At 59.5% G+C, this 25872-nt stretch carries 22 protein-coding genes and 2 pseudogenes; 14 read left to right on the top strand and 10 right to left on the bottom strand.

All coding sequences use genetic code 11. From position 1 onward, the window contains the following. Positions 1-277: 277 nt before the first annotated feature. The gene (locus tag ACFC3J_RS09130; RefSeq protein ID WP_375195864.1) at positions 278-799 is read right to left on the bottom strand and encodes a hypothetical protein; all 522 of its coding nucleotides are present in this window, start codon (positions 797-799) and stop codon (positions 278-280) included. Between the two features lie 91 nt (positions 800-890). Then, positions 891-1829, bottom strand: coding sequence for a LysR family transcriptional regulator (locus tag ACFC3J_RS09125; protein ID WP_375195863.1), 939 nt, complete (start codon positions 1827-1829; stop codon positions 891-893). A 131-nt stretch (positions 1830-1960) separates the two neighbouring features. On the opposite strand from ACFC3J_RS09125, the gene ACFC3J_RS09120 reads away from it, so the two are divergent. The 11 genes and pseudogenes from ACFC3J_RS09120 to ACFC3J_RS09070 all read left to right on the top strand — a co-directional run. Continuing rightward, a complete protein-coding gene (locus ACFC3J_RS09120) occupies positions 1961-3280 on the top strand; it encodes an MFS transporter (RefSeq protein WP_375195862.1) in 1320 nt (439 codons plus the stop codon). Next, on the top strand, positions 3280-5262 hold the full coding sequence (locus ACFC3J_RS09115; RefSeq protein ID WP_375195861.1) for a glycoside hydrolase family 3 N-terminal domain-containing protein: 1983 nt from the start codon (positions 3280-3282) through the stop codon (positions 5260-5262). The genes ACFC3J_RS09120 and ACFC3J_RS09115 overlap by 1 nt, the downstream gene beginning before the upstream one ends. A 125-nt stretch (positions 5263-5387) precedes the next feature. Then, positions 5388-7739: a TonB-dependent receptor gene (locus ACFC3J_RS09110; RefSeq protein WP_375195860.1), complete on the top strand. Its 2352-nt coding sequence runs from the start codon at positions 5388-5390 to the stop codon at positions 7737-7739. 78 nt (positions 7740-7817) lie between these two features. Then, positions 7818-9332, top strand: a complete 1515-nt coding sequence (locus ACFC3J_RS09105) for a bifunctional 3-(3-hydroxy-phenyl)propionate/3-hydroxycinnamic acid hydroxylase (protein ID WP_375195884.1) — start codon at positions 7818-7820, stop codon at positions 9330-9332. Then, a complete protein-coding gene (locus tag ACFC3J_RS09100; protein WP_375195859.1) occupies positions 9329-9760 on the top strand; it encodes a heme-binding protein in 432 nt (143 codons plus the stop codon). Before ACFC3J_RS09105 ends, ACFC3J_RS09100 begins: the two co-directional genes overlap by 4 nt. After that, positions 9757-10647, top strand: coding sequence for a VOC family protein (locus ACFC3J_RS09095; protein ID WP_375195858.1), 891 nt, complete (start codon positions 9757-9759; stop codon positions 10645-10647). Before ACFC3J_RS09100 ends, ACFC3J_RS09095 begins: the two co-directional genes overlap by 4 nt. Before the next feature lie 83 nt (positions 10648-10730). Then, positions 10731-11564: a fumarylacetoacetate hydrolase family protein gene (locus ACFC3J_RS09090; RefSeq protein WP_375195857.1), complete on the top strand. Its 834-nt coding sequence runs from the start codon at positions 10731-10733 to the stop codon at positions 11562-11564. A 253-nt stretch (positions 11565-11817) separates the two neighbouring features. Then, positions 11818-12123, top strand: a pseudogene (locus ACFC3J_RS09085) (transposase); the annotation flags it as partial. 172 nt (positions 12124-12295) lie between these two features. Then, on the top strand, positions 12296-12817 hold the full coding sequence (locus tag ACFC3J_RS09080; RefSeq protein WP_375195856.1) for a thermonuclease family protein: 522 nt from the start codon (positions 12296-12298) through the stop codon (positions 12815-12817). A gap of 48 nt (positions 12818-12865) precedes the next feature. Continuing rightward, positions 12866-13477 carry a hypothetical protein gene (locus ACFC3J_RS09075; protein WP_375195855.1) on the top strand — a complete coding sequence of 204 codons (612 nt, stop codon included), beginning with the start codon at positions 12866-12868 and terminating at the stop codon, positions 13475-13477. A gap of 329 nt (positions 13478-13806) precedes the next feature. Continuing rightward, a pseudogene (locus ACFC3J_RS09070) lies at positions 13807-13896 on the top strand (polyphenol oxidase); the annotation flags it as partial. A gap of 256 nt (positions 13897-14152) precedes the next feature. Here ACFC3J_RS09070 and ACFC3J_RS09065 read toward each other — a convergent pair. The 3 genes from ACFC3J_RS09065 to ACFC3J_RS09055 form a co-directional block, all read right to left on the bottom strand. Next, on the bottom strand, positions 14153-14383 hold the full coding sequence (locus ACFC3J_RS09065; RefSeq protein ID WP_375195854.1) for a hypothetical protein: 231 nt from the start codon (positions 14381-14383) through the stop codon (positions 14153-14155). Positions 14384-14585: 202 nt separating this feature from the next. Further along, positions 14586-14810, bottom strand: a complete 225-nt coding sequence (locus ACFC3J_RS09060) for a hypothetical protein (protein ID WP_375195883.1) — start codon at positions 14808-14810, stop codon at positions 14586-14588. A gap of 6 nt (positions 14811-14816) precedes the next feature. Beyond that, positions 14817-15251: a hypothetical protein gene (locus ACFC3J_RS09055; RefSeq protein ID WP_375195853.1), complete on the bottom strand. Its 435-nt coding sequence runs from the start codon at positions 15249-15251 to the stop codon at positions 14817-14819. Positions 15252-15464: 213 nt separating this feature from the next. On the opposite strand from ACFC3J_RS09055, the gene ACFC3J_RS09050 reads away from it, so the two are divergent. Beyond that, positions 15465-16685, top strand: a complete 1221-nt coding sequence (locus ACFC3J_RS09050) for a cytochrome P450 (RefSeq protein WP_375195852.1) — start codon at positions 15465-15467, stop codon at positions 16683-16685. Positions 16686-16796: 111 nt separating this feature from the next. Here ACFC3J_RS09050 and ACFC3J_RS09045 read toward each other — a convergent pair whose 3' ends face one another. Further along, on the bottom strand, positions 16797-17639 hold the full coding sequence (locus ACFC3J_RS09045; RefSeq protein WP_375195851.1) for an NAD(P)-dependent oxidoreductase: 843 nt from the start codon (positions 17637-17639) through the stop codon (positions 16797-16799). Between the two features lie 129 nt (positions 17640-17768). Further along, entirely contained in the window at positions 17769-20228 is a 2460-nt protein-coding gene (locus tag ACFC3J_RS09040) for a TonB-dependent receptor (RefSeq protein WP_375195850.1), read from the bottom strand. A 452-nt stretch (positions 20229-20680) separates the two neighbouring features. Between ACFC3J_RS09040 and ACFC3J_RS09035 the strand changes: the two genes are divergently transcribed. Continuing rightward, on the top strand, positions 20681-21565 hold the full coding sequence (locus ACFC3J_RS09035; RefSeq protein WP_375195849.1) for a helix-turn-helix domain-containing protein: 885 nt from the start codon (positions 20681-20683) through the stop codon (positions 21563-21565). A 103-nt stretch (positions 21566-21668) separates the two neighbouring features. On the opposite strand, the gene ACFC3J_RS09030 is transcribed toward ACFC3J_RS09035, so the two are convergent. Then, positions 21669-22892: a cytochrome P450 gene (locus ACFC3J_RS09030; protein ID WP_375195848.1), complete on the bottom strand. Its 1224-nt coding sequence runs from the start codon at positions 22890-22892 to the stop codon at positions 21669-21671. A 116-nt stretch (positions 22893-23008) separates the two neighbouring features. Between ACFC3J_RS09030 and ACFC3J_RS09025 the strand changes: the two genes are divergently transcribed. Continuing rightward, the gene (locus ACFC3J_RS09025; RefSeq protein WP_375195847.1) at positions 23009-23374 is read left to right on the top strand and encodes a hypothetical protein; all 366 of its coding nucleotides are present in this window, start codon (positions 23009-23011) and stop codon (positions 23372-23374) included. 36 nt (positions 23375-23410) lie between these two features. On the opposite strand, the gene ACFC3J_RS09020 is transcribed toward ACFC3J_RS09025, so the two are convergent. Continuing rightward, positions 23411-24211, bottom strand: coding sequence for an SDR family NAD(P)-dependent oxidoreductase (locus ACFC3J_RS09020; RefSeq protein WP_082749133.1), 801 nt, complete (start codon positions 24209-24211; stop codon positions 23411-23413). A gap of 78 nt (positions 24212-24289) precedes the next feature. Further along, positions 24290-25872 (bottom strand): TonB-dependent receptor domain-containing protein (locus tag ACFC3J_RS09015; protein ID WP_375195846.1); only part of this gene is annotated, 1583 nt, incomplete at its 5' end.

Raw genomic sequence — 25872 nt, 5'->3', positions numbered from 1 at the left:
TTTAGCGACCGGCGCTGGTCGGGAGCCGACACCTCGCGAACGGCAGCTTTCCTCAAATCCCAACTCCGAACCGAACAGTCAGCTATCGGCCAGAGGCCGCCATCATCAGCCAATGAATGAAGGGTTGCTTCCGACGAATTGATCTGGGGCCGGAACGGCAGCTCTGTCGGCGACAGCGGACCCAGTTTCGGTGTCTTCCCAAGCCGGTCGCTTGCGACCAAAGCCGGTCAGCCTTTAGGCAAGCCATGAACATCGGCTTTCGCAGCCTAACTTGCCCCTACATGCGCATGCCATCATTGATTGGCCCGAACCCGCCAGTCTTGGCGGCATAGTCCTCATCCTCGATGACCATGCCGTGCATGTCGCCCATCTGACTTTCCAGGCTCTGGAGGCGCTTCCAGTTCACGACGAACGGGATCTGTTCCATGGCGATCCGCTCGATTTCGTCGACTGGTGCGTGGGCCTGCGGGTTGGGGATGATATGCTCTGGCTGACGCTGGACGATCACCAACTCGCCCACTTTGTCGGCGATGGCGGTCGCGACCTGCACGCCAGAACAGCCGGTGCCCACCAGCATCACCTTCTTTCCCTTCATATCCGCCGAATGGTTCCAGGCGACCGAATGGATTACCGGCCCCTTGAAGGCAGCAAGATTCTTCACATTCGGGTAGTTGGGGTTGTTGTTCGGACCGACCGCCCGCTTCGGAGCGCCATCATTTCGATAGCGGACAACAATCAACGCCTGATTGGGCCGTCCGTAGCCGTCCTGATGCCGAACATCGATCCCGAGGATTGCCATTGCCCATGAAAGAGCCATTTATGCGAGCGATAATCGCAACGGTTCGCTTCCACGCCGCCATGACGCTGCGGCTATCGGCGTTAGAACTCATTTACGTCATAGTTTTAAGCTCGGCAGATCCAAAGTCCTTCTCCATCTGCAATCCGGATTTTTTCAACGCGGCTATGAAGCGCAGTCCTAGTGTTGATAACGATACGCCCTTTCTCACCTTATACCCGATCTTGCGATAGCTTCCGTTTTCAAGCTTTATGACTTTGAATTGAGTAAGCGGCAGGCGCAATTGCACGGGTGAGACGAAAGTGATGTATTCGTTCGACGCAACCATCGCTTCGAGTAATTGCAGAGAGTTCACATAGAGCGCCTTTTTGGGCCAAGCCACGCCGCTTGTAAGAAACATGGATTCGATATGTCTCCTGTAGGTGCTACCGATGCGGGGAAGGAGCCAGGCGTCCTCGACAAGCTCTTCCAGGTTAACAGCATCCCGGGCGCCCAGTCGACTATGATGGCCGGCAGCAATGCAGAAACGGTCACGCAATAGCTCGTACTCGATAATATCCGGCGTTTGCGTGAAAGGCTCGTTCACCGGGGCAACGATGATATCGAGTTCTCCATTCCGCAGTTTGGGTCCCAGTGCCTGGTCGAGATCTTCAATCACTTCGATCAGATCGTTCCGGCCCTCCGACTGAAGACGGACCAGGGTACTCGACAATAGCGCAGGCAGTACGCTGGGCGTCGCACCGATCCGAAGCGGCCCGTTGATCGCCGCATCGAGGTTGCGCACTTCGAGTTCCGCGTCCTCCAGCATCGTGTGCAGGCCTTCTGCGCGCCGCACGAGTATCTCCCCATGGGGCGTCAACACCGACCCGCGCTTGCTGCGTTCGAGGACGCGGACGCCCAGACGACGTTCAAGCAACGCTATGTTGTTGGACAGCGTGGGCTGTGACTGGCCGAGTTCCAATGCAGCCCGGCTGAACGATCCCGTACGCGCAATGGCCAACAGGCACGAAAGTTGGTGAGCGTTCAATGTCATCGAGATTCTTTTGCACCTTGCCAAATTCCATTATTTGACTTGGGATCACGGCGAGTGTCAAGCAACAGCGCGCCCAACCGATGAAAAGCATAATGAAACGGGGCGCATCGCACATGGGAGAGTTTCAGAGCATGGACATTGAAGCGGAACTGCGTGGAGCGAAGCTGTCGTGGTTTCACATCCGTCTCGCGCTGGTCCTTGGCTGCGTTCTGTTCGTCGATGGCTATGACCTCTTCAACGGTGGCTATATCGCGCCCTATATTCGGCATGAATGGGGGCTGGGCGATCGACAGATCGGCTTCATGCTGTCGATAGGTATCGCCGGTCTGGCGATCGGCGCTTATCTTCAGGCACCGCTGGCCCGCCGGATCGGGCGGCGGGCCGCGGTTGCGGTTGGATGTATCATATTAGCACTGGCCAGCCTGACCATGGCGACGATCGTGAACGATTTCACCAGTTTTCTCGCGGTGCGGCTGGTCCTGGGGATCAGCCTTGGGATGCTGTCCCCGCTTGTGTTCGTCTATGTCAATGAATGGGCGCCGGGCCATTCGGCGAATCTGTTCGCGACGATCAGCTTCGTGTTGCCCTTCTCCCTCGGCGGCATAGCGGCGGGCGTGGCGGCGATGACGCTGGGTCCTGCCTATGGGTGGCGCGCGCTCTATATGGTCGCCGGCATTGGCCTGCCCATTGCGCTGCTGGCCTTTCTGGTCTTGCCGGAATCGCTGGTCCGCATCCTCAAACAGGGGCGGATGGACCAGGTCCGCTGCTATCTGAACGCCATTCGCCCCGACCGGCGGGCCATTTATGATGCGACCGCGCATTTCACCATGCCCGAACCCAGCCATGGCGCGACGGGGCTGGCACCGCTTTTCAGCGCCAGTTACCGGGTGCGCACGATCTGCATCTGGCTGGCCAGTGCGCTCAGCCTCGTTTGCCTGCATGGCATATCCGGCTGGCTACCCAGCCTGCTCGTAGCGAAGGGCACGGCTTTTTCGTCCGCATTTGGCTATGGCACCTTGTTGATGGCGATGCAGATCGTGGGTGGCGGCGTGGCCGGTGGACTGGCCGACCGCTATGGTCGCGCCCGCGTCATGACATGGGGCTTCTTTGGCAGCGCGATCGTCATGATCGGCATGATCTTCGCGCTGGACAATAGCTGGATGGCCCTCATGGTCGCCGGCGCGGGCTTCACCATCTTTGGCACGCAGGCGGTCATGAACAATTTCACCGCCCTGTCCTATGAGCCGGCCCTGCGCGGCACCGGCACTGGGGCGGCAGTGGCGTTCAGCCGCGTCGGCGGCTTTTTGGGACCATTGCTCATCGGTTGGTCGCAGTCGCTCGGCGAAGACCTGTGGGTAACATTCACCATGCTGGCGGCCACCCAATTGACGGCCGCAGGCATCATGATCGCTCTGCGGCGGCACCTCCTCTCGCACGAAAGACCCTATTGATGAAGTCTCGTCTCGTCCTTGCGGGTCTGCTGTCCTGCACCACCATCGCCCAGCCTTTGACGGCGGGTACGCCCACGGGCCAGCCTGTGATCGGGCATCGGGCCAAGGGCATCGTCACGGTCAAAGGCCTGCGTTTCCACGACCTGAACGGCGATGGGCAGCTGACCCCCTATGAGGATTGGCGTCTGTCGCCCCAAGCGCGCGCGACCGATCTGGTGGGACGGATGACGCTGCCGGAAAAGGCGGGGCTGTTGATGCATGCGATGCCGCGCACGGTCGATGGCAAGTTGACCAGCGGATGGGATCTGAACGCCACCGCCCCGCTGATCAAGGACCGGCACATCCGCTTCTTCATCAGCCGGTTGAGCGGCGACCCGGTCAAGCAGGCGACGGTCGCCAACAGCGTGCAGGAACTCGCCGAGCAAAGTCGGCTGGGCATCCCCATCGTCATCAGTTCCGACCCGCGCAACCAGGCCAATGCCGCGCTGGGCCTGAGTTCGGAAGCGGGCCGCTTCTCGCTTTGGCCCGAATTTCCCGGTTTCGGCGCGATCCGCGATACCGTGCTGATGGAGCAGGCCGCCCGCATCATGGCGCGCGAATATCGGGCCGTGGGCATCCGCATGGCGCTTTCGCCGATGGCGGATCTGGCGACCGAGCCGCAATGGCCACGCACCAACGGTACATTCGGCGATGATCCCAAAATCGTAGGCAGTCTGGCGGCCGCCTATGTCGTGGGCATGCAGGGCGGTCGATCCGGCGTCACGACGCAGGGCGTCGCGTCGGTGGTCAAACATTGGGTAGGCTATGGCGCCGAACCGGACGGGCTGGACGCGCATAATCCCTATGGACGCCATCTCAGCTTCTCCTCCAACGCTTCGCTGGCGACGCATATCGCGCCGTTCCTGCCGAGTTTCGCCGTCCATGCCGCGGGGGTGATGCCGACCTATGGCATATTGCCGGCCAATGTCACGATAGCGGGCAAGCCCGCCGAACCGGTTGGCGCAGGCTTCAACAAGCCGCTGCTGACGACATTGTTGCGCGGCCGATACCGGTTCGACGGCATCGTCCTGTCGGACTGGAAGATCACCGACAATTGCGATCGATCCTGCGAAGAGGGCACATTGGATCATGAGGCGGTGGGGATGCCGTGGGGTGTCGAAACGCTCAGCCCCGATGCGCGCTTCGCCAAAGCGATCGATGCCGGGGTGGATCAGTTCGGTGGCGTGACCGATGCCGACATCGTGATCCGGCTGGTACAATCGGGGCAGGTGACGCCGGCACGGCTGGATCGATCGGTCGAACGTCTGGCGATGCTGATGTTTCGTCTTGGCCTGTTTGAAAATGCCTATGTCAGTCCCGAAGACGCATCGCGCATCGTCGGCGCACCCGAAGCGCGTGCCGCCGGGCTGGCTGCGCAGAAGCGGTCGCTGACGCTGCTGGTCAACAAGCAGGCGACCCTGCCATTGTCCACAACGCGGCGGTACAAGGTCTGGCTGTCGAAGATTTCCGATGAGGCGGCCAGAGCGGCGGGCCTTGATCCGGTCGATCGTCCCGAAGATGCCGACATATCGATCCTGCGGATCAGCACGCCCTTTACGCAGCATAAAAATTTCTTCTTCGGCGCGCGCCATCATGAAGGCATGCCCGAATTTCTGGCCGACAATGCCGATGCGCAGGCCGTCGCCCGCGCTGCACGCGTCGGCAAGCCCGTGATCGTCAGCGTCTATCTGGACCGGCCGGCGATCCTGACGTCGATCATGCCCCATGTTTCCGCATTGATCGGTGATTATGGGGTCGAGGACACAGCCTTGCTGGATGTCATTACCGGCAGGGGCGCGCCGCAAGGCCGCCTGCCATTCGAACTGCCGCGTTCGGCGGAGGCGGTCGCAGCGCAAAAGCCCGACCTTCCTTCGGACTCCCGCAATCCGTTGTTCCCGCGCGGGTTCGGCCTGTCGTGGCCGACGCGTGGTCCGGTGAAATGACCGAAAATAATCTTATGACCATAGCAAGTATCATTATTTGACTGATAACTGACCAAGCGGCAGAGACGGCACGTCAAAATGAACGGCCGTCATCACGCGCGGCCGACAGTGGGAGGGAAAACACCATGAGTTCTGCCAACATCGTCCGGCTTCTTTCGGGCGCCGCCACCGCTGCGCTTTTGCTGCCCACCGCGACAGCTTTGGCGCAGGAATCGCCGCAGGATGTCGGCGAAATCGTCGTGACGGCCCAGAAGCGCTCCGAACGCCTGCAAGACGTGCCCGTCGCGGTCAGCGCCGTGGGCGGCGACGTCCTTTCCTCCGCCCAGGTGAACGGGTCAAGCGGCATCGCTGCCCTTGTGCCGTCGTTGACGTTCACGCAGAATACAAGCCCGCTCAACAACAATGTCCGCGTCCGCGGCATCGGCACCGTGCTCTTTTCGGCCGGTATCGAATCGTCGGTATCCTTCGTGATCGACGGCGTCGTCATGGCGCGTCAGGGCCAGGGCTTCAGCGACCTGATCGACGTCGAGCGCGTGGAAGTTCTGCGCGGCCCGCAAGGCACCCTGTTCGGCAAGAACGCGACGGCCGGCGTGGTCAACGTCGTCACCAAAGCACCGTCCAACACACTGGAAGGCAAGGTCGAGGCCACCGTCGCGGAAATGGGTGAATATCGCCTGCGCGGCACGGTATCCGGTCCCCTGAGCGACAGCATCCGCGCGCGACTGACCGGCTTTTACACTAATGACGATGGCTGGGCGCGCGACGCCTATAGCAAGAAGAGTATCTTCGGGTCCGAAGAATATGGCGTTCGCGGTAAGGTTGCGATCGACGTAGCCCCCGGCTTCGATTTGATGATCACCGGCGACTACAAGAAATCGGACAGCAGCTGCTGCCAGCCGCTGCCCTTCAAGACTACCAACACGCTGCTGCAACAGCTGCGCAGCCCGGTCGTCGCTTCGATCAGCAATCGCACGGTCAACACCACCACAGATACCTTCGCAAACGTGAAGACCGGCGGCGTTTCAGTCGAAGGCAACCTCGATCTGGGTCAGCACAAGCTGACGTCCATCACCGCCTGGCGCGAATGGAACTTCAAGAACAACGTCGATGTGGATGGCTACAATATCGCTGCGCCCGTCCGCGTTCCCTTTGGCTTCGGCTATTTTGGGATCAATGGCGGCGGCGTGGATGTGAAGCAGTTCAGCGAAGAACTGCGCCTCACCTCACCCACCGGCGGCCTGTTCGAATATACGATCGGCGGCATGTATTATAAGCTGGACCTGGATCGCGACTTCCAGCGCCGGGTCGGCGGCTGCACCGGCGATACATCGGTCGCCTTCGGAGCAGCATGCCCCAATCCGACCTACCAGTCGTCCGCCAGCACGGCCAATATGAAGACGGAGAATATCGCGCTCTTCGGCCAGGCTCAGGTGAACCTGACCGATAGCCTTTCGGCGCTGGGCGGTTTCCGCCTGCAACATGAAAAGAACGCCTATTCCGGCACGCGCAGCGGAACGGCCCCCTTTGCGGGCGACACCGCTTTGCTGGCGGGATCGACAGGCAGCAATTCGGTGTCGGACGACGATTTCTCAGGCAAGATCGGCCTCCAGTACAAGTTCAGCCGTCATGCGCAGATTTACGCCAACTGGTCGCGCGGCTATAAGGGCTATGGCTGGGACGTCGAATTCTCGGCGGATTTCGCAGGCCAGAAGCCCGTTCAGCCCGAGACGGTCAAGGCCTGGGAAGTCGGCTTCAAGGGACAGGCCCTGGACAACCGCCTGAACTTCAGTCTCGCGGCATTTCACGCCAAATATAACAACCTCCAAGTGCAGGCCACGCAGCAGGTAAACGGCGCGCCGTTGTCGATCCCGACCAACGCCGGTTCGTCGGTGACGAAGGGCATCGAAATGGAGTTCAACTATCGCCCCACCGATCAGCTGACGATCTTCGGCGGTGCGACCTATATGAAGGCCCGCTTCGACGCCGATGGTCTGCCGTGCCAGCTGGCCGCGCAGGCGACCGCCGTCACCGTGGGGGCAGGCGCAGCCGCGCCGACCAACACATGCTTCATTCTGAGCGGGTCGCGGGTCCAGAATATCCGTGGTGGGGCGCTGCCCAACTCGCCGGACTGGAAGGCCAACGCCAGCATCCGCTATGAAGACGATCTGACGCCCTCCTATGTCGGCTTTGTCCAGCTGAACGGCAATGTGCAGAGCCGCGTCCTGTTCGATCTGAACCAGGATCAGGCACTCGACCAGAAGGGCTATGGCACGATCGATTTCTCGTTCGGCGTGAAGACGGCGGACGACAAATATCAGCTCACCTTCTTCATCCGCAACCTGACCGACAAGCAATATGTGTCGGGCAAGCAGCGCGACAACATGCTGACCAATGCGGCGAACCCGGAGAACATCCTGTTCTTCACGTCGAAGGATGCGTCGCGCTATGTCGGCGCCACGGCGCGCGCCAGCTTCTAAGCCCTGCCCGATAGCCGTCCCTTGTCGGGGACGGCCATCGCTCCAACGGAAGATGACATGACCGATCCGACCGGGACTATATTCGATACCGTGATCGTTGGGTGCGGACCGGTCGGTGCGTTTGCGGCCAATCTTTTGGGCAAGGCCGGCTTGTCCGTCTTGGTCGTAGAAAAGGCCGCACACCCCTATCCCCTGCCCCGCGCTGTCCATCTCGACCATGAAATGATGCGTTTGTTTCAGTCGGTCGGCCTTGCCGACCGTGTCGCCACCGACATGCGCGATACCGAAGGCCATCTGCATGTCGGCGCGGATCATGGCGTGATCCGCTATATGGGCACAGTTGGTCGCCCCCGGCCGTTCAGCTGGTCGAACGACTATTTCTTTTACCAGCCCGAGTTGGAAAACCATCTGCGTGATGCGCTGAAAGCCTATCCCAACGTTACCCTTTCCCTCGGCACTGCATTGGAAGAGCTGGACCAGAGTGACGACGAAGCCGTCCTGACGCTTCGGTCCGGCGATGGGCAGGTCTGTCAGATGCGCGCCCGTTACGTCATCGGGTGCGACGGCGCGCGCAGTGTCGTGCGCAAGGCGCTGGACATCCAACTGGATGATCTCGATTTCGAAGAACCCTGGCTGGTGGTCGATGCGGAGGTCGATGGCCCGGTCAGCTTCCCCGATCTTTGGGGCGTCCCCCAAGGCGCCGATCTGCAAAAACTGTCCGTCATGATGTGCGATCCCGCGCGCCCCGCTACCGTGGTGCCGGGACGCGGCAATCATCGGCGCTGGGAATTCATGCTGCTGCCCGGTGAAGACGATCAGGCGATGATGGCCCCGGACGTCGTCGCACGCCTTGTCGAACCCTATCTGGCCGACGTGCCGCACAGGATCGTGCGCGCAGCCACTTACCGCTTCCACGGGCTGATCGCCAAACAATGGCGCGATGGCCGTATATTCCTGGCCGGAGATACCGCGCACCAGACGCCGCCATTCTTCGGACAAGGCATGTGCCATGGCCTGCGCGACGTCGCCAATCTGGCGTGGAAGCTCGAAGCCGTGCTGAAAGATCGCGCGCCCGACGCGCTGCTCGACAGCTATCAGCTCGAACGCGACGCCCATGTCCGCGCTGTGATCACTGCCGCGGTGAATGCGGGTCGCTATATCTGCGTCCTCGATGCCAACGCTGCGGCGCAGCGGGACGCCGGGATGCGCGAAGCCGCGAAAAATGCGCAGCACGGGACAGCCGCCGATCTCATTCCGGCGATCGCGGCGGGCATCGTCGCCGTAGGATCGCCGGGCGCAGGCGAGCGGTTCATCCAGCCCCGCGTCGACGGACGCTTGCTGGACGACGTGACCGGCGGTGGCTGGCGTCTCTTCACCCGCGAACCGATAGACAGCGACGGCGTGACGATAGTCCTGCTGGACCAACTGGCCGATGGCGGCGCGATCGGCGACTGGCTTGAAGCCAGACAAGCCGACGCGGTATTGGTGCGGCCCGATCATTATGTCTTTGGCACGGGCTGTGGCGAGGATCTGATCGCCGCGCGCGAGCGTCTGATCGCCGGGATCGATCTTCATGAGGATATTATGCTGTGACCCTGACGCTCTTGCATGCCCGCACCATCATCGAAAGCGCACTGGATCACGCACGGGCGCAGAGCGCGCAATCGCTTGCCGTCGTCGTGCTTGATGCGGGCGCGCATCCGGTCGCGTTTGCACGGGAAGACGGGGCCAGCCTGTACCGGTTCGAGATCGCCAAGGCCAAGGCGGCCGGTGCCCTTGGCATGGGCGCAGACACGCGCATCATCGCGGCTCGCGCGGCCAAGAACCCGCTGTTTTTCCAGAGCGTTGCGGCCGCAACCGGCGGCCAGCTGGCGCTGTCGCCCGGCGGCGTTCTGATCCTGGATCGGGACGGCCGGACGATCGGCGCGGTGGGTATCAGCGGCGACACCGGCGATATGGACGAAATCTGCGCCCAGGCCGGCATCGTCGCCGCAGGGCTGTTGCATGGAGACGCAAAATGAAGCTGCGTAGCATCGAACTGGCCGTGACTGGCGCGGAACAGGCCGCGACCTTCCTGACCGACATCTGGGGCATGGCCCCCGCACAGGTGCGCGACGGCATCCACTATCTGCGTGGTTCGGGTCGCTTCCCTTATCTGATAGCGCTGGAAGAATCGGCTGAAGCGTTCGTGCGCTCAACCACATTCATCTGTTCGGCCGATCGGCTCGCTGCCCTGAAACAGTCGGTGGCGGCCGCCGGGCTTGTGGCGGCGCCCACGGTATCCCAGGATCCCGGTGGTGGCCATGGCATCGTTGTCGAACTGGCCGAAGGCGAACTGTTGCGCTTCCTGGTCGACGCTGAAGAGGTTGCTCCGATCGAGGGCGCCGACCTGCCGGTTAAGCTGACCCATGTGGTGTTCAATTCGGCCGATGCCGAAGCCACTGGCCATCTGGTGGAAGACGCGCTCGGCTTTCGCGTGTCCGACCGGACGAAAGGCATGGTTTTCGTTCGCTGCAACGATTCCCACCATTCCACCGCCTTCGCCCGCGCAGGCTTCCCATCGCTCAACCATATCGCTTTCGAAATGCAGGATATCGACGCGGTGATGCGCGGCATTGGCCGACTGCGCGATCATGGCATGGTTCCCGCCTGGGGCCCGGGCCGCCATGGGCCGGGTGCGAACATCTTTGCCTATTTCATAGCGCCCTTCGGCCCGGTGATCGAATTTTCGACCGCCGTGGAGAAGGTTGCCGACGATTATAAGGCTGGCGCGCCAGAAGACTGGACATGGCCAGACGGCCGGATCGATCAGTGGGGCATGTCCGACAAGGATATGGCCGGCCTGCGTAAAGCAGAAGAGCGGTTCCGGCATCGCCGCCAATGGGAACCGGCATCGATCGATATGTAAGACTGGTCGGGGCGGATCCAAACGATATGCCCTGTCCGATCAGCAATAATCAATGTCGCCACGGCGGCACAGGAGACAGACAGATGACACAATATGTAAGCTTCCGTCGCGCGGACGGCGTCGCCAGCTTCGGTCGCCTGGAGGGTGCGAATATCGTCGAACTAGCCGCAGCGGGTCAGCCTTCCAGCCTGAAGGACGCGATCGCCGCCGATGTTCTGGCGACCCTGCCGGATGGTGCGGTCCACGCGGTTGCGGACGTCACCTTGTTGCCTGTCATTCCCGATCCGGCGAAGATCCTGTGCGTGGGCCTGAACTATGCCGAGCATGTCAAGGAAACCGGTCGCGAGCAGAAAGAGCATCCGGCCATTTTCGTGCGCTACGCCGACAGCCTAGTCGCGGATGGCGAAGCGATGCGCAAGCCGGCCGTCACCGAACGATTTGACTATGAAGGCGAACTGGCGGTCATCATCGGCAAGCCATGCTACAAGGTCGAACGCGCCGATGCGCTAAACTATATTGCCGGCTATGCCTGCTTCAACGATGGGTCGGCGCGCGACTGGCAACGGCATAATATCCAGTTCACGCCCGGCAAGACCTTTCCAGGCACTGGCGGCTTCGGTCCTGCCATGGTCACGCCTGATTCAATCGCCGATCTGGGCGCGCTACATGTCGTCACGCGCCTCAATGGAGAAGTTATGCAGGACCAGCCGATTTCGGACATGATCTGGGACATTCCCGCCGTCATCGAATATATCTCTGCATTTACGCCGCTGGCACCCGGCGACGTTATCGCAACCGGCACCCCTGGGGGCGTAGGCGACAAGCGCAAGCCACCGGTTTATATGTGGCCGGGCGATATCGTGGAGGTTGAGATTGGCAACATCGGCATTCTGACAAATGCCATAGTGAACGAATGATTTAAGCCTGTCTCCCGCCGCATCGCCATTCGTTACGACAAGCCCGCCAGGGACTTCCTCTCAACCGTGAGCCTCGCGGCTGCCGTCGTCTTCTGGCTCTGAAAGTGTTTCGACTCTAACACTACTTGGCAGGTTGAAGGAACCAGCTTGAAGCGTCGTTGATTCCTGTTTGTCAGTGTAAGCTGACGGACTTACGACGATGGCGGTGGACGAGAGCTGGCGGACCGATCTGTAGCGAAAGCTTGAGCCGTTTTTGGCGGGGCTGTCGCATCCAGCGCGGCGCAAGATGTGCCCGCAGTACATCGCCGGTCTGATTGGTCTTGGCGACCGCAAAAGCGTGCAGCCGATGGCTGCCCGTGGCGGCGAAGCCGGCTACGATCAGCTTCATCATTCCGTCGCAGCAGGCCAAGCTGCGTTGCTAAAGGAGGCCGACCGGCCGGTTGGTGGCACCGGTGCGTTTCTCGTCATCGATGACACGGCGATGCCGAAGAAGGGCCGTCACTCCGTCGGCGGGGCACCGCATATAGCGCACGCCGCCCCGCAAACTTTCACGTCGCAATTGGGCCAGTCTTGGCCTTCCACTTAAGGAAAGCGGACCGACCGCACTCTGACTGGCGGAAGAAGCGCCGCACCATAGCTTTGGTCATGACCTGATCAGACAGACCTGGTCGCTGACGCTGTGACGCCGGCTTCTGATTGCATGGGAACCCTCAATGCCCAATAAAAGGCATATGGGGGATGTTCATAAATTCAGGAAGCCGCCGAACGGCCGGCACCATACTTCCCAATCCAGGCAGTCGTACCTGTACAGGCCGAAACGCAGGCGGTGGACGCGCGGCCAAAGCATCCTCGTCGTCATCGGCCTGTTGCTTGGTGCGTCCCTGGGGTTGAAGCTGATTGGCGAGACCGGTTTCGCTTCGAAAGAAGTGAGCTTTCATTGTGGCAGCATTCACGTGATCGACGGGGACACGTTCGATTGCGGATCGACACGCATTCGCCTGTCAGGGATCGACGCGTCAGAACTGCCCGGACATTGCCGCCAAGGACGCCAATGCACGCCGGGCGATCCCTATGCGGCCACGCAAAATCTCCAAAACCTCGTTGCGGCCGGTGCGGTGCAGTGCCGCAAGACCGACACCGACAGATATGGCCGAACGGTCGCCAGATGCACGTCGAAGGGCGTGGACCTGTCCTGTGGCCAATTGAGCGCCGGACAGGCGGTGCGTCGCTACGGTTTTATCCTCTGCTTGTAAAAGCCGCCGTCTCAAAGGCATAGGGCGAGGATGTATCGGCCATTCAACATGCTAATCCTTGTCGCCGCTGGATTGACCGCGCCGTCGATTGCAGACCCCGGCATCGCGACCGCGCGCCCAGCCGCTAACCCGCAATCCGTCGCCGAGATCAGCACACTGCGGTACGAGATCAGAGAGGCCGCATCCGCGACCCAGGTGCTGGACCGCTGGTGCACCTCCCATCATATGGCGCCAGCAGGCGCAGTCATTGCCGAGAAAATCGCGAACAAGCCGGTCCCGGCCACCGCGCAATTGCGCCGCGCGTTGCAGCTCAAGGCGTCGGACCGCATTCAATTTCGGCACGTCCGCTTGCGCTGCAACGGGCATATCCTCTCCGTTGCACGGCTCTGGTATGTCCCTTCCCGCTTGCCCGCTTCGATGGAGGCAAGCCTTCAGCAGACCGGTACGCCGTTCGGCAAGGTGGTCGCGCCTTTGCATCTCGACCGGAAATCGGCAGGGTCGTCGTCAGCATGGTTGCCAAAGGAAGACGGGCCAATGGCCAAAACACCGCCGCGAATCCTGTTCTCCCAGCGCGCACTCATGAGCCGGGCAGATGGTCTGCCGATCGCCTATGTCGTCGAGGACTATCAACGCGGACTGCTCGGCTTCGCGCCCGATTGACGCTCAAGCCACTCGGTCCGGTATGAAGAAGCCGACGGCGCGGGATGCGGAAACTTCGGCCGGCAATCCGCTGTCCGCTCCCGAGCCGCACGCCCATCAGCGGTCGGCTAGACGCTTCATCGCATGATGCTGGCCCGTCGGAGAGCCTGTTCTATGATCGCTCCCACATCCAGCCGCCCGGACGCCTGGCGCGATTGGGTCGTACCGTTTTGCAATGGAAATGGGATAAGGTCTCGCACGCGCGCGATGGGGTCGCTCTGTACGCCAGCCTGAACTTCCACCGGCATAGACGCTTCTTCTTCGGCGAGACTCCAGAATGCCGCGATATGCCGGATCGCTTTTACAGTTACCGGCGCTGCTGCCATCGGGGCGAGGCGGATTATGGACGGCAGATATCAATGATTGCCTTGAGCCAATAGGACTTTGCCGTCAGGGGGTGTCTCGCTGGACTTTCAAGGCTGGTTGGCGAGTGCAATAAAAAACCCGGCGTGAAGCCGGGTTATTGTTGGTTGCGGGAGCAGGATTCCAAAAGCGCACGCACATCGCTGGATATTCAAAACAAGTTAATAACAGTAAGTGTCGAGACCAACAAAATAGCCAACAACTATATTGGACTCTTAACGACCTTATGAAGCCGCATGATACCAAAGTCAATATTTTCTCGTTCAGCGTTTTTCACGAATGGATTTTTGATATCCACCGATACTCAAAATCCGTCTCCCAATTTCTTTGATCGATTGCAAACCTCTGGATCGCAACGGCGCCCGGTTTGGAGATTTCAAGAGATCGCCTCGCCGGCACCCGCATGATCAGATGGCTTCCCACGACCCGCAGTTCGCCGCGATCCACACGCGACAATGTATCAAACCGCGAAAATTCGCCATGGCTCATCGCCACCACCGTCATAAGCGCGTCCTCCCGAACTGCCAGGAGGACCATGCCACCAAGCCCTGCTAAGGACGCCTCAGGATGTCATTTCTATCGGGGACAGAAAGTGTCTTTTCTAACCGGCCTTCAATGACAGCTGATACATCCCATGCTCAATGGCAGCCAGAATCCCACCAATGGCACGCTCAATCTTATCGAGACTCCGGCGATCAAGGTCTACCTACGCCCTATGCTCCCGCGTGGACGCGTTGATCTGCTCAATATAGGCCGCCACCGCCGTCTTGACCGCCTCTGCCGAAACCAGACGTTTCGAGATATCTTGTAGTGCTCGACGCTCCAAATCTACGCGACGGATTGTCCAACGGTTGGTGCACGTACCCTTGCGGAAATAGCTCGTGCATCTATAGCGATCATTCACGACGATGGCACAGTTTGCACCGCAGATACCGCATCACCATACACGACTCATCGGGCAAGGAGAGGAATGAGTAGCCGTTTTGGGGGCAGCATCGATCCACGCAGGGGTAGCTTTGGGTTGATCCTTGATGTTCCATTGCCTGAGGCTGTCGAAGCCGAGCCGGAACCATGATTTTTGGCGTCGACCATGGGTTTTGCGCGGAATTGCTTTCATGCCCATGGCGCGGGTGGCGCATCGATATGCCCAGATTATAGCGAGGATGACGACGACGAGCAGACAATCGAGCTTGCGTGGGTTTCTGATGCGGGTGCCTTCCAGATTGAGGCCGCGGGTTTTGGCGTCACCGAAGAGACAGTTGGCTCGATGCCAAGCTGCGCCGTACAGAGGATAACATCCATGACGAGCATCACGCTGTGACCACTCCAACCGGTAGCCAGCTTTTTTGGCGCTTTCGAGACAGCCTGTCATGCTGAAATATATTGTCGCGATTTACGGCTTATCGGGCACAATCTATGATCTGCGTGAGGCAGCAACGACGTTTCCCAGTTTGCATTTCCCACTTTGTCTCGTGATAGATATTGAGGCAAAGGTGACATTGGAGAAAATGGTAGCGTTAGCTCTATATTGAAAATAATCTGATAAAATAATATATATTCAATTATAATCAAAGAGGTAAATTCAATGTCAACTTGCGACTATGATCTCATTCCTCCCCATGTCCCCGAAGAAACGGCAATATCCCTTCGACTATTCGATCGGGTCACAATTTCGGAATGTCCGCAGGAAACCCTTATTCCCCAGATACATGAAACTTTAGGTCCTATTACTTGGGTAACCAATATCTTCATGGCCCATCAAGGGGGCTGGCTGCTGACCCGCATGGAGGACATACAGACAATTTTGCGGGATGGAGAGAATTTCACAAAGCGTGGGATGGGCAAGTTCGCGCAATCCATTGGCGAAGACTGGCTGGTCATCCCTACCGAGACAGACCCGCCCGCTCACGGGCAGTATCGCGAAGCGCTCAATCCCTATTTCGCGCCCCAACGCATGGCCGCGATGCGCGACAATCTGCACGAGCGTGCCATCACGCTGATCAACAGCTTCAAGGATCGCGGCCATTGCGATTTCGTGCATGAATTTTCCGAAAAATTTCCGATTTACATCGTGCTCGATTTACTCGGCTTGCCTCAAGAAAGATTGGAGGAGTTCCTTCAATGGGAGAAGGAGATTCTGCACACCAAAACGCTGGAAGCCCGTGCGAGCGGCGTGCGTAAGGTAAAGGCCTATCTTGAAGAACAAATCGCCGACCGGCGCGCTAATCCGCGCGATGATTATATCAGTCGCATTTTCGACTATGAGATAGACGGCCGGAAATGGAATGATGCCGAAATTTTCGGCCATTGTTTCAACCTTTTTATCGGTGGACTCGACACGGTTACCTCGATGCTCGGCAATATCTTCACCTTTCTTGCCCGTTATCCGGACCGGCAGGAAGAACTGCGTGAAAATCCAGGCAAGATCGTGCTCGCCGTCGAGGAGTTTTTCCGCGCCTTCGCACCGGTCAGCGTTTTCCGGATCGCGGCGCGCGAAATGGAAATCCACGGGCAAAAGATCATGCCGGGCGATTATGTGGCGGTTTCTACGCCCGTCGCGGGACGCGATCCAAACTTCTACGACAATCCCAATGAAATCCGCTTCGATCGCCGTGGTCAGCATATTTCATTGGGCTATGGCATCCACAAATGCCTGGGCATGCACCTCGCACGACTGGAGCTTCAAACCGCCCTTGAGGAATTTCTCAAGGCGATCCCACCATTCCGTATCAAGGACGGCTTCGAGGTCGGCTATTTCGTCGGAAACATTCTTCATGTCCCCGAGCTTCATCTTCAGTGGGACTGAAAGTGAGATAGCGATCATTCAAAATGAATAAAACGCTGCCGGCTTCATGGCCGGCAGCGTTTTATTCATTGAACGAAAACTCTCTAAATTCGCGGCCGATTTTGGTAAAATCTAGCTCTCGCAGATTGCAAGCAGCGTCTTCTTGAGCAGCGTCTTGGTATGGCTGGTGATCGGCGATACCGCATCGGCGCCCGCCGCCAGTTCTTCAGCCAGCGCGAGGTCCTTTTCGCCGATGCCGGCTTGGCTGGCGAAGAAGGCACGCCGGGCTGCATCCCCCGGATTATTGCGGAAGTCGACGAAACCCGCCATCGGCGGGGTGAGATTGCCGTTGCGCTTCATCACGGTGAGCAGCTTGTCCATCGGCACGCCCGACGCCTCCGCCACATTGGCAACCTCTATACCCAACATGATGCCGCCCCAGGAAACGAGGTTGTTGCAGATCTTGAGGGCCATTGCCGATCCGAGCGGACCGATATGCATCGTGTTCGTCGAAAAGGCGTTGAGCACCACCTGGACGCGGGCGGCGACGGATTCCTCGCCACCAGTCATGCAGAAGACGAAGGGACCGTCCTTGCTCATTTCGGTGCGCGTAACCGGAGCATCGATGACGTCGATACGCAGGGGGGCAGCGCGCTCGGCGATATGCTGCGCGGTCTTCGGCTTGATCGTGCTGTGGATGAGCAGGATCGCTCCCCGCTTCATCGCGGGCAGCAGTGCATCGACGCATTCCAGTACCTGCGTGTCGTCCCGCACGCAGATGCCGACGGCGTCGGCATCCTCGCCGACCTCCGCCATGGAAGCGGCGAGCTTCGCGCGGCCCTCGAATTTCGCCAGTGCCGCGGGAAACACGTCGTAAACGGTAAGGTCAAGCGGCAGTTTGGCAAGTTCCCGCGCCTGATCGCCGCCCATGCTGCCCAGACCGATGAAACCAATTTTCCTGATAGTATCTGTCATGAAATATCCCTCAGGCCTTCTCCAAGTTCGCGAATGAGGTAACCACTCCGAACGACCTTCGTAAATCCCAAACGGGGGCTGCATGAATGCCAAACCATTGCGGAAGCGCCAAAGCCGGTCGCTCCGGGACTAGCTTTTCGGTCCGAAACGAAAGGTCGCGCCGATACCCCACGTAAAGGGATCACCGATATAATCGATCGCCGTGCCCAGTGTCGGCAACTGATCGGCGAAGGCACGGGTTACATATTTCTTTCCGCCAATATTGCGGCCGAAGATCGACAGCTCAAGATTGGGATCTTCGATCTGCAAGGCGATGCGCCCACTCAAAAGCCCATATCCCGGAATGCTATTGATCCGGTTGGCAATGGCAACCGCATCACGATAGGCTTGCGGACGCCGCGGATCGGCGGTGAACAGACCGAAATTCTGTTTGCCGATATAGGCGTAGTTTGCGTAGATCGAGAGTTCGCCAAATGGGGTCGGCACCTTCTGCGTGGCCGATATGCCGAACTGCTTCTTGGGCATTTGCGGCAGAGCCTCGCCGCTGCGATCGACCGAACAGCGGACCGAACCTGCGGCGGTGCCGGCGACGCAATCCGACACGTTGGCGCCGGCGACGGGAACGAACTGCTGCTGTTCGACGAAAGTGCCGGAGACATATTTGCCGTCGAGCAGGGCGAGATTGCCGGAGAGCAGCATCCCTTCCCAGGGAACGGCGCTTATTTCAAGTTCGCCGCCATAGACACGCGCATCGCCCGAGTTGCGGAGGAATTGCGTGGTTGCACAGGCAAGCGCGCCCGGTGGGGTGATGCAGTCGGAAGCATTGCGCTGAACGTCCGACTGCCAGGAATGGAAAGCGGCGGCATTGATGCGCAACCGGTTATCCAATGTGCTGAACTTGACGCCGAGTTCAACGTCCCTGACCTTCTCCGGCTTGAACGGCGGTGTCGCGGCCGAACCATTGCGCATATTGAAGCCGCCGGCCTTGGATGCGGCGCTCGTCTTTACATAAGCAAAAAGGCTGTCGGTGATTTCCACATCGATACCCGCCGTCCAGGCGGGGTAATTATATTTGACCGAACGTGGCAGGCTGCAAGGCGCAACGAAGTCGGGATTCGAGACCAGTTCGGGCGCGCAGGTGTTGGCGGCAAGGTTCGTTCTGTTCATCAGAACAACCTCTCGCTTATCCCATGTCCAGCGGACGCCGCCGGTGAGACGGATCTTGTCGGTCAGACGGTAATAGCCCTGGCTGAACAGGCCGACCGAGACATTCTTCACTGTGCCGTAATTCAGGCCGAAACCGAAATTGGGTGCGGGGGCTGCGGGCGCAAACGACCCGAAGGTCTGCGATACGGACGATTCACGGCCGCTTTCCGTCGAATAATAGCCACCGAGAATATAGCTGAAGCGGTCGCCCAATTCCCCAGAGAACTGAAGTTCCTGCGAATATTGATCGGACTTGTAGGCGCTTTCGGCCGCCAGAATCTGGGCAGGAGTGCCATCAAGTTCGTTCAGGCCGATCGCATTGCTGTAGCGATAGGCAGAGATCGATTTCACGGTGACGGAACCGATTTCGCCATCGATCGTGAGATTGCCGCCATAGGCTTCCAGCCTGTTATAGGCGTTTCGGCCGCCTGCGGTCAGAAAACCGTAATTGGACCCGACCGGCGGATTGGTGCTGAATGGAATGCCATAGGCATCGTACCAATGGGCTTTGCTGTGCAGATAGGGCGCGAGGGGGGTTGCGGCGTTGATGGCGCTGATCGCCGCGCTCGCGCCCGGATTGACCGCTGCAAGACCGACGAACTGGCCATGATCCTTGATGATATTATAATCGCCGCTGAGCGTGGCGGACCAGTTGCTGCCGGCGGGCGCCCAACGTAATTTGGCGCGGGCATAATGGCTGTTGCGGTCCTTAAGTTCGCTGTTCGAGGTCAAATTCCGGGCATAGCCGTCGTGATCCACGAAATCATAGACGAAGCGCGCCGCCAGCTCCTCGCCCATCAATGGCACGTTGAGAACCGCGTCGACATTGCGATAATCATAGTTGCCGCCCTGAATGCGGAACTGCCCTTCAAAATCGCCCGTAGGATTGGCCGTGACGATGTTGAGCGCGCCTCCGGTGGTGTTGCGGCCGAACAACGTGCCTTGGGGGCCACGCAGAACCTCGACCCGCTGCAGGTCGATGAGATCGGCCGAACCCTGCGAGGGACGCGGAATATAAACGCCGTCGACATAGGTTGCGACGGAAGGATCGTTGGCGACGCCCGGATTCAATGCCGGCATGCCGCGGATGGAGATATAGACGAAGCCCGAACCGCCCGGGGCGCCGGTCGCGATCGACAGGCTCGGCGCGGTGCGCTGCAGGCCCGCCACATCGCCGACCTGCGCCTGTTTGATCATTTCGGTCGACAGTGCGGTGACGGCGACCGGCGTGGTCTGAATATTTTCTTCGGTCCGCCTGGCGGTGACCACAATGTCCTCGATTCCCACAGGTCCGGTCTGGTCCGCCGCCATTGCCGGCACGCTAGCCGCGAAAACCGACAAGCTCGCCAATGCGGTCGTCTGGAACCATTTACCTGAAGCCATTTCATCCCCTCCCTGAGCGTTGAATTCGGGCAGGATGCTTTTCACCTCATGCCCATGCGACAGAGCGCTAACATCAGGAACCGGCGCGGAGAACGGGCTTGAGCGCCATGTCATGCCGGCGATCAAACTAATGTCCTCTTCGCGATGTTTTGGAGATTTTCCGACCGGTCGGCCATGAACGCAATGACGGTTTCGCGATGGGATGTCCGGTTTGCGCGATATGATTGCGAGTCGACGTGCTGCGGACAAGGCCCCATAATGTCCGCTCATGACCGGGGTCAATGACCAGCATGGAAGGCAAGCTCTGAACGCAGGCGCGACACACATGGATCGGGTGCAGTCGCCTTTGCATGCTCCGTGTTCGAACCTGCCGATTTTGTCATATCCTGCTTTGCGGCGCAAACAGGCGCGAATGGAAAGGGACGGAAGGTGCAATGGCAGGCGGGCGACCTATGATGCAGTCAACGGGCACCATCCTTCCATGCCAGCCGCTCACCGTCTCCTATTTCCATGTCGAGAACAGCATCATCGCGAACGGCATTCGTGCCGATATCCGGCATTTTGCGTGGGAACGCAGCTGTGACGCCAGGTTCGAGCCGAACAGTCACTATCTCGACTATTCGCTCGGCCCGCGCGCGCGCGGGGCGCGTCTGCTGCCCGACGGCAAGCGCCATGCGCCACCCTTTGGCGAGGTTTCCTACCTGCCAAAGGGGAGCCAGTTTGAAGCGCGCTGCGAACCCAGCGAATATCGCATATTCTGTTTGACCTTCGAAAGCCTGACAGCCGATCAGCTCTTTCAGAATGAGGTAATGCCTTCGTCATTGCCCCCCTGTTTCGACGTCAAGGCGCCGTGGGTCCGTCAGGGCCTCGCCCGCCTCGCCCAGGAAGTGCGCAATCCCGGTTTCGCGCCCGACATCATGGTCGAAACCATTGCGTTGTCGCTGGTCATCGACCTGTCTCGTCATCTTCAGATCGCTCACAAATGCGATGACACCGCCGATCCGCGCATGGCGGGCTGGCGCCTGCGCCGCCTTCAGGAGCGTATCGAGGCGGGACTGGCGGGACCATTGTCGATCGTCGATCTGGCCGAAGAATGCGGCGTCAGTTCACGGCATCTGATGCGGACCTTCAAGAACACGGTCGGGAAGACCCTGGGCAGTTACATTGCCGATGCGCGGATTGCGCAGGCCAAGCGAGAACTGGTTCAGGATGGCGCCCTTATCAAGGTCGTCGCGGGCAATTGCGGTTTCCAAAGCGTCGCGGCCTTCAGTGCCGCCTTCCGCAAGGCGACCGGCCTCAGCCCCCGGGGTTTCCGGAACGAGATGATGCGCGGCTGACGCTGGAGCGGTTATCCGATGCAATCAGATAACCGCTCCAGAACCAATTTGACCGGTCAGACCTCATGCGCCCACAGATCACAGTCCCGGGCCATGGGAATATTCAGTCCCATTGCAGGTGGAGATCCGGCACATGCAGAATATTGCCCACGAAATACGGCACTTTGAAGCCGTCCTTGATCCGGAATTCCGGCAAAGTCGTGACGAATTCCTCGACCGCGATTTGCAGTTCCAGCCGCGCGAGATGCATCCCCAGACATTTGTGAATACCGCTGCCCAGCGACATATGCGGCGCCTTACGGTCGAAGCGAATGGCCTGAGGATCATCGTAGAAGGCCGGATCGCGACCAACCACGGGTGAGCTGAAGGCCACATAATCCCCAGGCATAATCTTCTGCCCCTGAATTTCGATGACCTTCGTCGCGATGCGGAAGGCCGTGACCGGCGCGAAGGCGCGGAGGAATTCTTCGACCGCGAGGACGATCAGCGACGGATCAGCGCGCAGTTCGTTCTGCTTGTCCGGGTGAGACGCCAGATAGTTGAAGATATTGCCGAGCAGCGACGTAACCGTGTCCAGTCCACCGATATACAGGTTGAAACAGTGCCCCAGAACCTCGTCATCATTCCACAGGCGGTCATCCACCTCAAAGGTCAGGACCTTGCTGATATAGTCATCGCGCGGCTGCTGGCGGCGGGCCTCAATCTCCTCCAGTAGATAGTCTTTCACACAGCGCACGGCGTTGCCGCGGACTTCCCAGTCATTGGAGTGGAGCATTTCCTTTTCCCATTTGAGGAATTGCGCCATTCTTTCCTGTGGTAGCCCAAGCAGATCGAGGACGATGAAGATAGGGAATTTCTCCGAAAATTCCTCGATGAAATCGCACTGCCCCCGATCCTTGAAGGCATCGATCAAGGTCCGCGCACGCTCGCGCACCTGTTCCTTCATCGCGAACATCTTCTGCGGCGCGAAATGACTGTTCAGCGCCTTGCGGTAACTGGTGTGAATGGGCGGGTCGGCTTCGGTCGGAATGACCAACCAGTTCTCGCCGATATTCTGCGCCCATTTGCCCATGCCGTTCTTGGTAAAATTGTCAGCGTCGCGCAGCATCGCCTGCACGTCCTCGGCATTTTTGAGCAGCCAGCCGGGCTGGTCACCGGGAAAGATGTTGGTGACATAGGTGATCGGCGGCAGGTCCGCATGCATGGCCGGGATCAGCACCTCCTGCGGATTGTCGTAGATCACCTGCCGGGAAAAGAGCGGCAGCGCCATCGCCAGTTCGGGCGGCACATGATCCGGAAGGGGCTGTTGCGCAGGTTTGGTCATCATATTCTCCGAAGCAAAAAGAGATAATTTCCACCCTTGCCAAAGACAGGTGCGGTCCTGTTCATCCGATCGAGACTGGCGGCCATGCGGATGATCCGCAATGACAGGAGGCGATGGGCATGAGCGAGGCAGAGGTGCCGGATCTGGAACAGGCGATCCGCGACAATTACCGGCTGTGGAACGAGGGAAAGCGTGACGAACTCGACCGGCTTTTCCGGGCGCTGGGACCCCAAGGCTTTACGATCGAATATGTCGGCTCGCCTGCCGTCGACGGTAGCACTGCGATGGCGGAGATGTGGGCGGAATATGGCGGAAAGTGCACGACCGAGCCGCTGGAGGTGATCGTCAACGGATCGGAGGGCGCGGCCTATGTAGCCAATCGTCTGCAAACCAAGGATGGCATTGTGACGCTGCCGAGCCTCGAAACCTACAAGGTTGCCGATGGCCGGCTGACGATCCGCTATTTTCATCGGACCGCTCATTAACCCCTCAAGATCCGAAGTGCAGGCGTTGGACACAGCTTAGTCCTTCGCCTGCATGAAGGCCAGCAAATCGGCATAATGGGGCTGGTGGACAAGGCCGCCGCCAGAGATGGATATATTCTCACCCGTGATGTAGCGCGCCTCGTCCGAAGCAAGAAAGGCGACCAACGCGGCGATATCATCGGGCGTACCGAATTCGGGCGTCAATATATGCCGTTGAATAATCTCCTTCAGGCCCGGCACGGTTTTTTCGAGGGCTTCAGTCAGCACCACGCCCGGCGCGATGCTGTTGCAGCGGATATTTTGCCGCCCATGCTGGGTCGCCACATATTTGGTGAGGCCGATGATCGCCGCCTTGGACGAACCATAGGCAATGCGCGCAAGATCCCCGGCGGTGCCCGAATTGGACGCGGTATTGATGATCGAACCGCCACCACCGGCGACCATATGCGGGATCGCATATTTGCATCCCAGCAAATAGCCGGTGAGATTGACGTCGAGAATCTCGCGCCAGATCCCGATCGGAATGTCGACGGCGGTGGTGTCCTGCGGACTTTTGTCCGGATCGGTCATCGCCGCATTATTATGTAATATGTCGAGCCTGCCGAAATGGTCGACGGCGCGATCAACCATCGCCTTTACCGACTGCGGATCGGCGGCATCGAACTGGACCGCCAGCGCCTTGTCCCCCAACGGGGCGGCCGCACGGACGGCCGCCTCCTCGAACAGATCGGCGATTACGACGCGAGCCCCCTCCGCAACGAGGCGCCGCGCGACGGCGGCACCGATACCACCGCCGCCGCCGGTGACGATCGCCACCCTGTCTACCAACCTCATCATCTTTCAAGTTCCCCGGTCATGGGCTGGCGGGAAAAAGCCGTACTGGCCATAGCTTCTCCCGCCATCCGCGTTATCCGATCAGAATTTAAACGTCGTTTCCACGCCATAGGTGGCCGGCTGACCAACATAGGCGGCTGTGATGCCCAATGTCCGATAGAGATCGGGGAAGCGCCGCAGCAGATACTTCTTGTTCGTGATGTTGCGACCATAGACGGCGATTTCAACATTGGGATTTTCAAGCTGGAAAGCGATACGGCCGTTGAAAATGCCATAGCCGGGCACACGACCAAAGCGGTTTTCCGTATCATAGGCGGCCTTGGTCGCAGCCGACGCCTGGTCCGCCGCCCTGACGGCATCGAAATGCTGAGCGCCGACATAGGAATAGGCGCCGGTGACAGCAAGCGTGCCCGCTCCCAACGGAATTTTCTGCGTGGCGCTGATATTGAGCTGCTTCTTGGGCAATTGCAGCAGCGGCAAACCACTCAGATCGACGACGCAGCCATTGACGACCCCAGCGCCGTTCGTGCAGCCGCTGCCAGCCACCACCTGAATTTCGCTGAAGCTACCCTTCACATATTTACCGTTTTGCAGCGAACCGTTGACGCTGAGCGTCATGCCTTCCCACGGCACAGCCGTGATTTCATTTTCCATGCCCCAGATACGGACCTTGCCGTTATTCTGAATATATTGGGTGACGCCGATGCCGGTGACGAAGCTGTTGACGATCGCCTGATTGTCATCCTTCCACGTGTGGAAGACCGCGGTGTTGAAACGCAGCCGGCGGTCGAAGAGATCGACCTTCAGGCCGGCTTCGACGTCTTTCACCTTTTCGGGGGCGAAGGCGGGCAGCCCCCCTGCCCGCAGGTTCCAGCCACCGGCCTTGGCCGCGCCACGGGTCGCGAGATAGAGGAAGAGATTGTCGCTGGCCTGCCAGTCGAGACCCAGATTCCAGGCCGGATAATTGAACTTGGCATTCTGCGCCTGATTACAGGTGGTGGCCGTAACCGGTTCCGTCGGGGTCACCGTACAGTTGATGCCGGTCGGCGTCCCCGCCACGGCGACATTATAGGGTCGGCCATATATCTGCGCATTATGCAGCAGGCTGTCGCGGGTGTCCCAGGTATAGCGGAAACCGCCCACCGCGCGCAGCTTCGGCGTCAATTCATAATAGGCCTGGGCAAACAGGCCGAAGGTCTTGTTGGTGACATCGGCGTTCGAATCACGGATGAGACCGCCGAAAATCTGCGACCGACTGAATTCGTAGCCGCTCTCCTTGCCCGCATAGGCGCCCGTGATGAAGCTCAGGCTGTCGGTGATATTGCCGGAAAGCTGAAATTCCTGAGAAATATAATAGGAACCAGACCCCGCGAAGGTCGCCAGCAACGGGACGGCGGTGCCATCCGTGTCGTTCTGACCATAGTTCATCGAGTGGCGATAGCCGGTGATGGACTTGAAGTTCAGGCCGCCCAATTCAACATTCAGGGTGCCGGAAAAACCGTATACTTCGAGCGTATTAAATGGCCGCACGCCATAGAGTGCCTGCGCCTCTGGAGTCAGCGTACCGATGGTGGCCGGGATCGACGTGCCGGTCGTTGTATTGCCCCACCAGTTTTCCTTGGTCAGCAGGCCCGCGGTGAGCCCCGGCTGGAAGGCCGCAGGAA

It is taken from the genome of Sphingobium sp. (genome assembly GCF_041987595.1).
Classification (GTDB): domain Bacteria; phylum Pseudomonadota; class Alphaproteobacteria; order Sphingomonadales; family Sphingomonadaceae; genus Sphingobium.
Note: the sequence above shows the minus strand (reverse complement) of the source record. Positions and strands in the feature narration are given on the sequence as shown.

What these genes read in the sequence shown, in the direction of transcription:
- ACFC3J_RS09130 (WP_375195864.1), bottom strand. Translation starts at nt 799, where the DNA reads ATGGCAATCCTCGGGATCGATGTTCGGCATCAGGACGGCTACGGACGG.
- ACFC3J_RS09125 (WP_375195863.1), bottom strand. Translation starts at nt 1,829, where the DNA reads ATGACATTGAACGCTCACCAACTTTCGTGCCTGTTGGCCATTGCGCGT.
- ACFC3J_RS09120 (WP_375195862.1), top strand. Translation starts at nt 1,961, where the DNA reads ATGGACATTGAAGCGGAACTGCGTGGAGCGAAGCTGTCGTGGTTTCAC.
- ACFC3J_RS09115 (WP_375195861.1), top strand. Translation starts at nt 3,280, where the DNA reads ATGAAGTCTCGTCTCGTCCTTGCGGGTCTGCTGTCCTGCACCACCATC.
- ACFC3J_RS09110 (WP_375195860.1), top strand. Translation starts at nt 5,388, where the DNA reads ATGAGTTCTGCCAACATCGTCCGGCTTCTTTCGGGCGCCGCCACCGCT.
- ACFC3J_RS09095 (WP_375195858.1), top strand. Translation starts at nt 9,757, where the DNA reads ATGAAGCTGCGTAGCATCGAACTGGCCGTGACTGGCGCGGAACAGGCC.
- ACFC3J_RS09090 (WP_375195857.1), top strand. Translation starts at nt 10,731, where the DNA reads ATGACACAATATGTAAGCTTCCGTCGCGCGGACGGCGTCGCCAGCTTC.
- ACFC3J_RS09080 (WP_375195856.1), top strand. Translation starts at nt 12,296, where the DNA reads ATGGGGGATGTTCATAAATTCAGGAAGCCGCCGAACGGCCGGCACCAT.
- ACFC3J_RS09075 (WP_375195855.1), top strand. Translation starts at nt 12,866, where the DNA reads ATGCTAATCCTTGTCGCCGCTGGATTGACCGCGCCGTCGATTGCAGAC.
- ACFC3J_RS09065 (WP_375195854.1), bottom strand. Translation starts at nt 14,383, where the DNA reads ATGACGGTGGTGGCGATGAGCCATGGCGAATTTTCGCGGTTTGATACA.
- ACFC3J_RS09055 (WP_375195853.1), bottom strand. Translation starts at nt 15,251, where the DNA reads ATGACAGGCTGTCTCGAAAGCGCCAAAAAAGCTGGCTACCGGTTGGAG.
- ACFC3J_RS09050 (WP_375195852.1), top strand. Translation starts at nt 15,465, where the DNA reads ATGTCAACTTGCGACTATGATCTCATTCCTCCCCATGTCCCCGAAGAA.
- ACFC3J_RS09045 (WP_375195851.1), bottom strand. Translation starts at nt 17,639, where the DNA reads ATGACAGATACTATCAGGAAAATTGGTTTCATCGGTCTGGGCAGCATG.
- ACFC3J_RS09040 (WP_375195850.1), bottom strand. Translation starts at nt 20,228, where the DNA reads ATGGCTTCAGGTAAATGGTTCCAGACGACCGCATTGGCGAGCTTGTCG.
- ACFC3J_RS09035 (WP_375195849.1), top strand. Translation starts at nt 20,681, where the DNA reads ATGATGCAGTCAACGGGCACCATCCTTCCATGCCAGCCGCTCACCGTC.
- ACFC3J_RS09030 (WP_375195848.1), bottom strand. Translation starts at nt 22,892, where the DNA reads ATGATGACCAAACCTGCGCAACAGCCCCTTCCGGATCATGTGCCGCCC.
- ACFC3J_RS09025 (WP_375195847.1), top strand. Translation starts at nt 23,009, where the DNA reads ATGAGCGAGGCAGAGGTGCCGGATCTGGAACAGGCGATCCGCGACAAT.
- ACFC3J_RS09020 (WP_082749133.1), bottom strand. Translation starts at nt 24,211, where the DNA reads ATGATGAGGTTGGTAGACAGGGTGGCGATCGTCACCGGCGGCGGCGGT.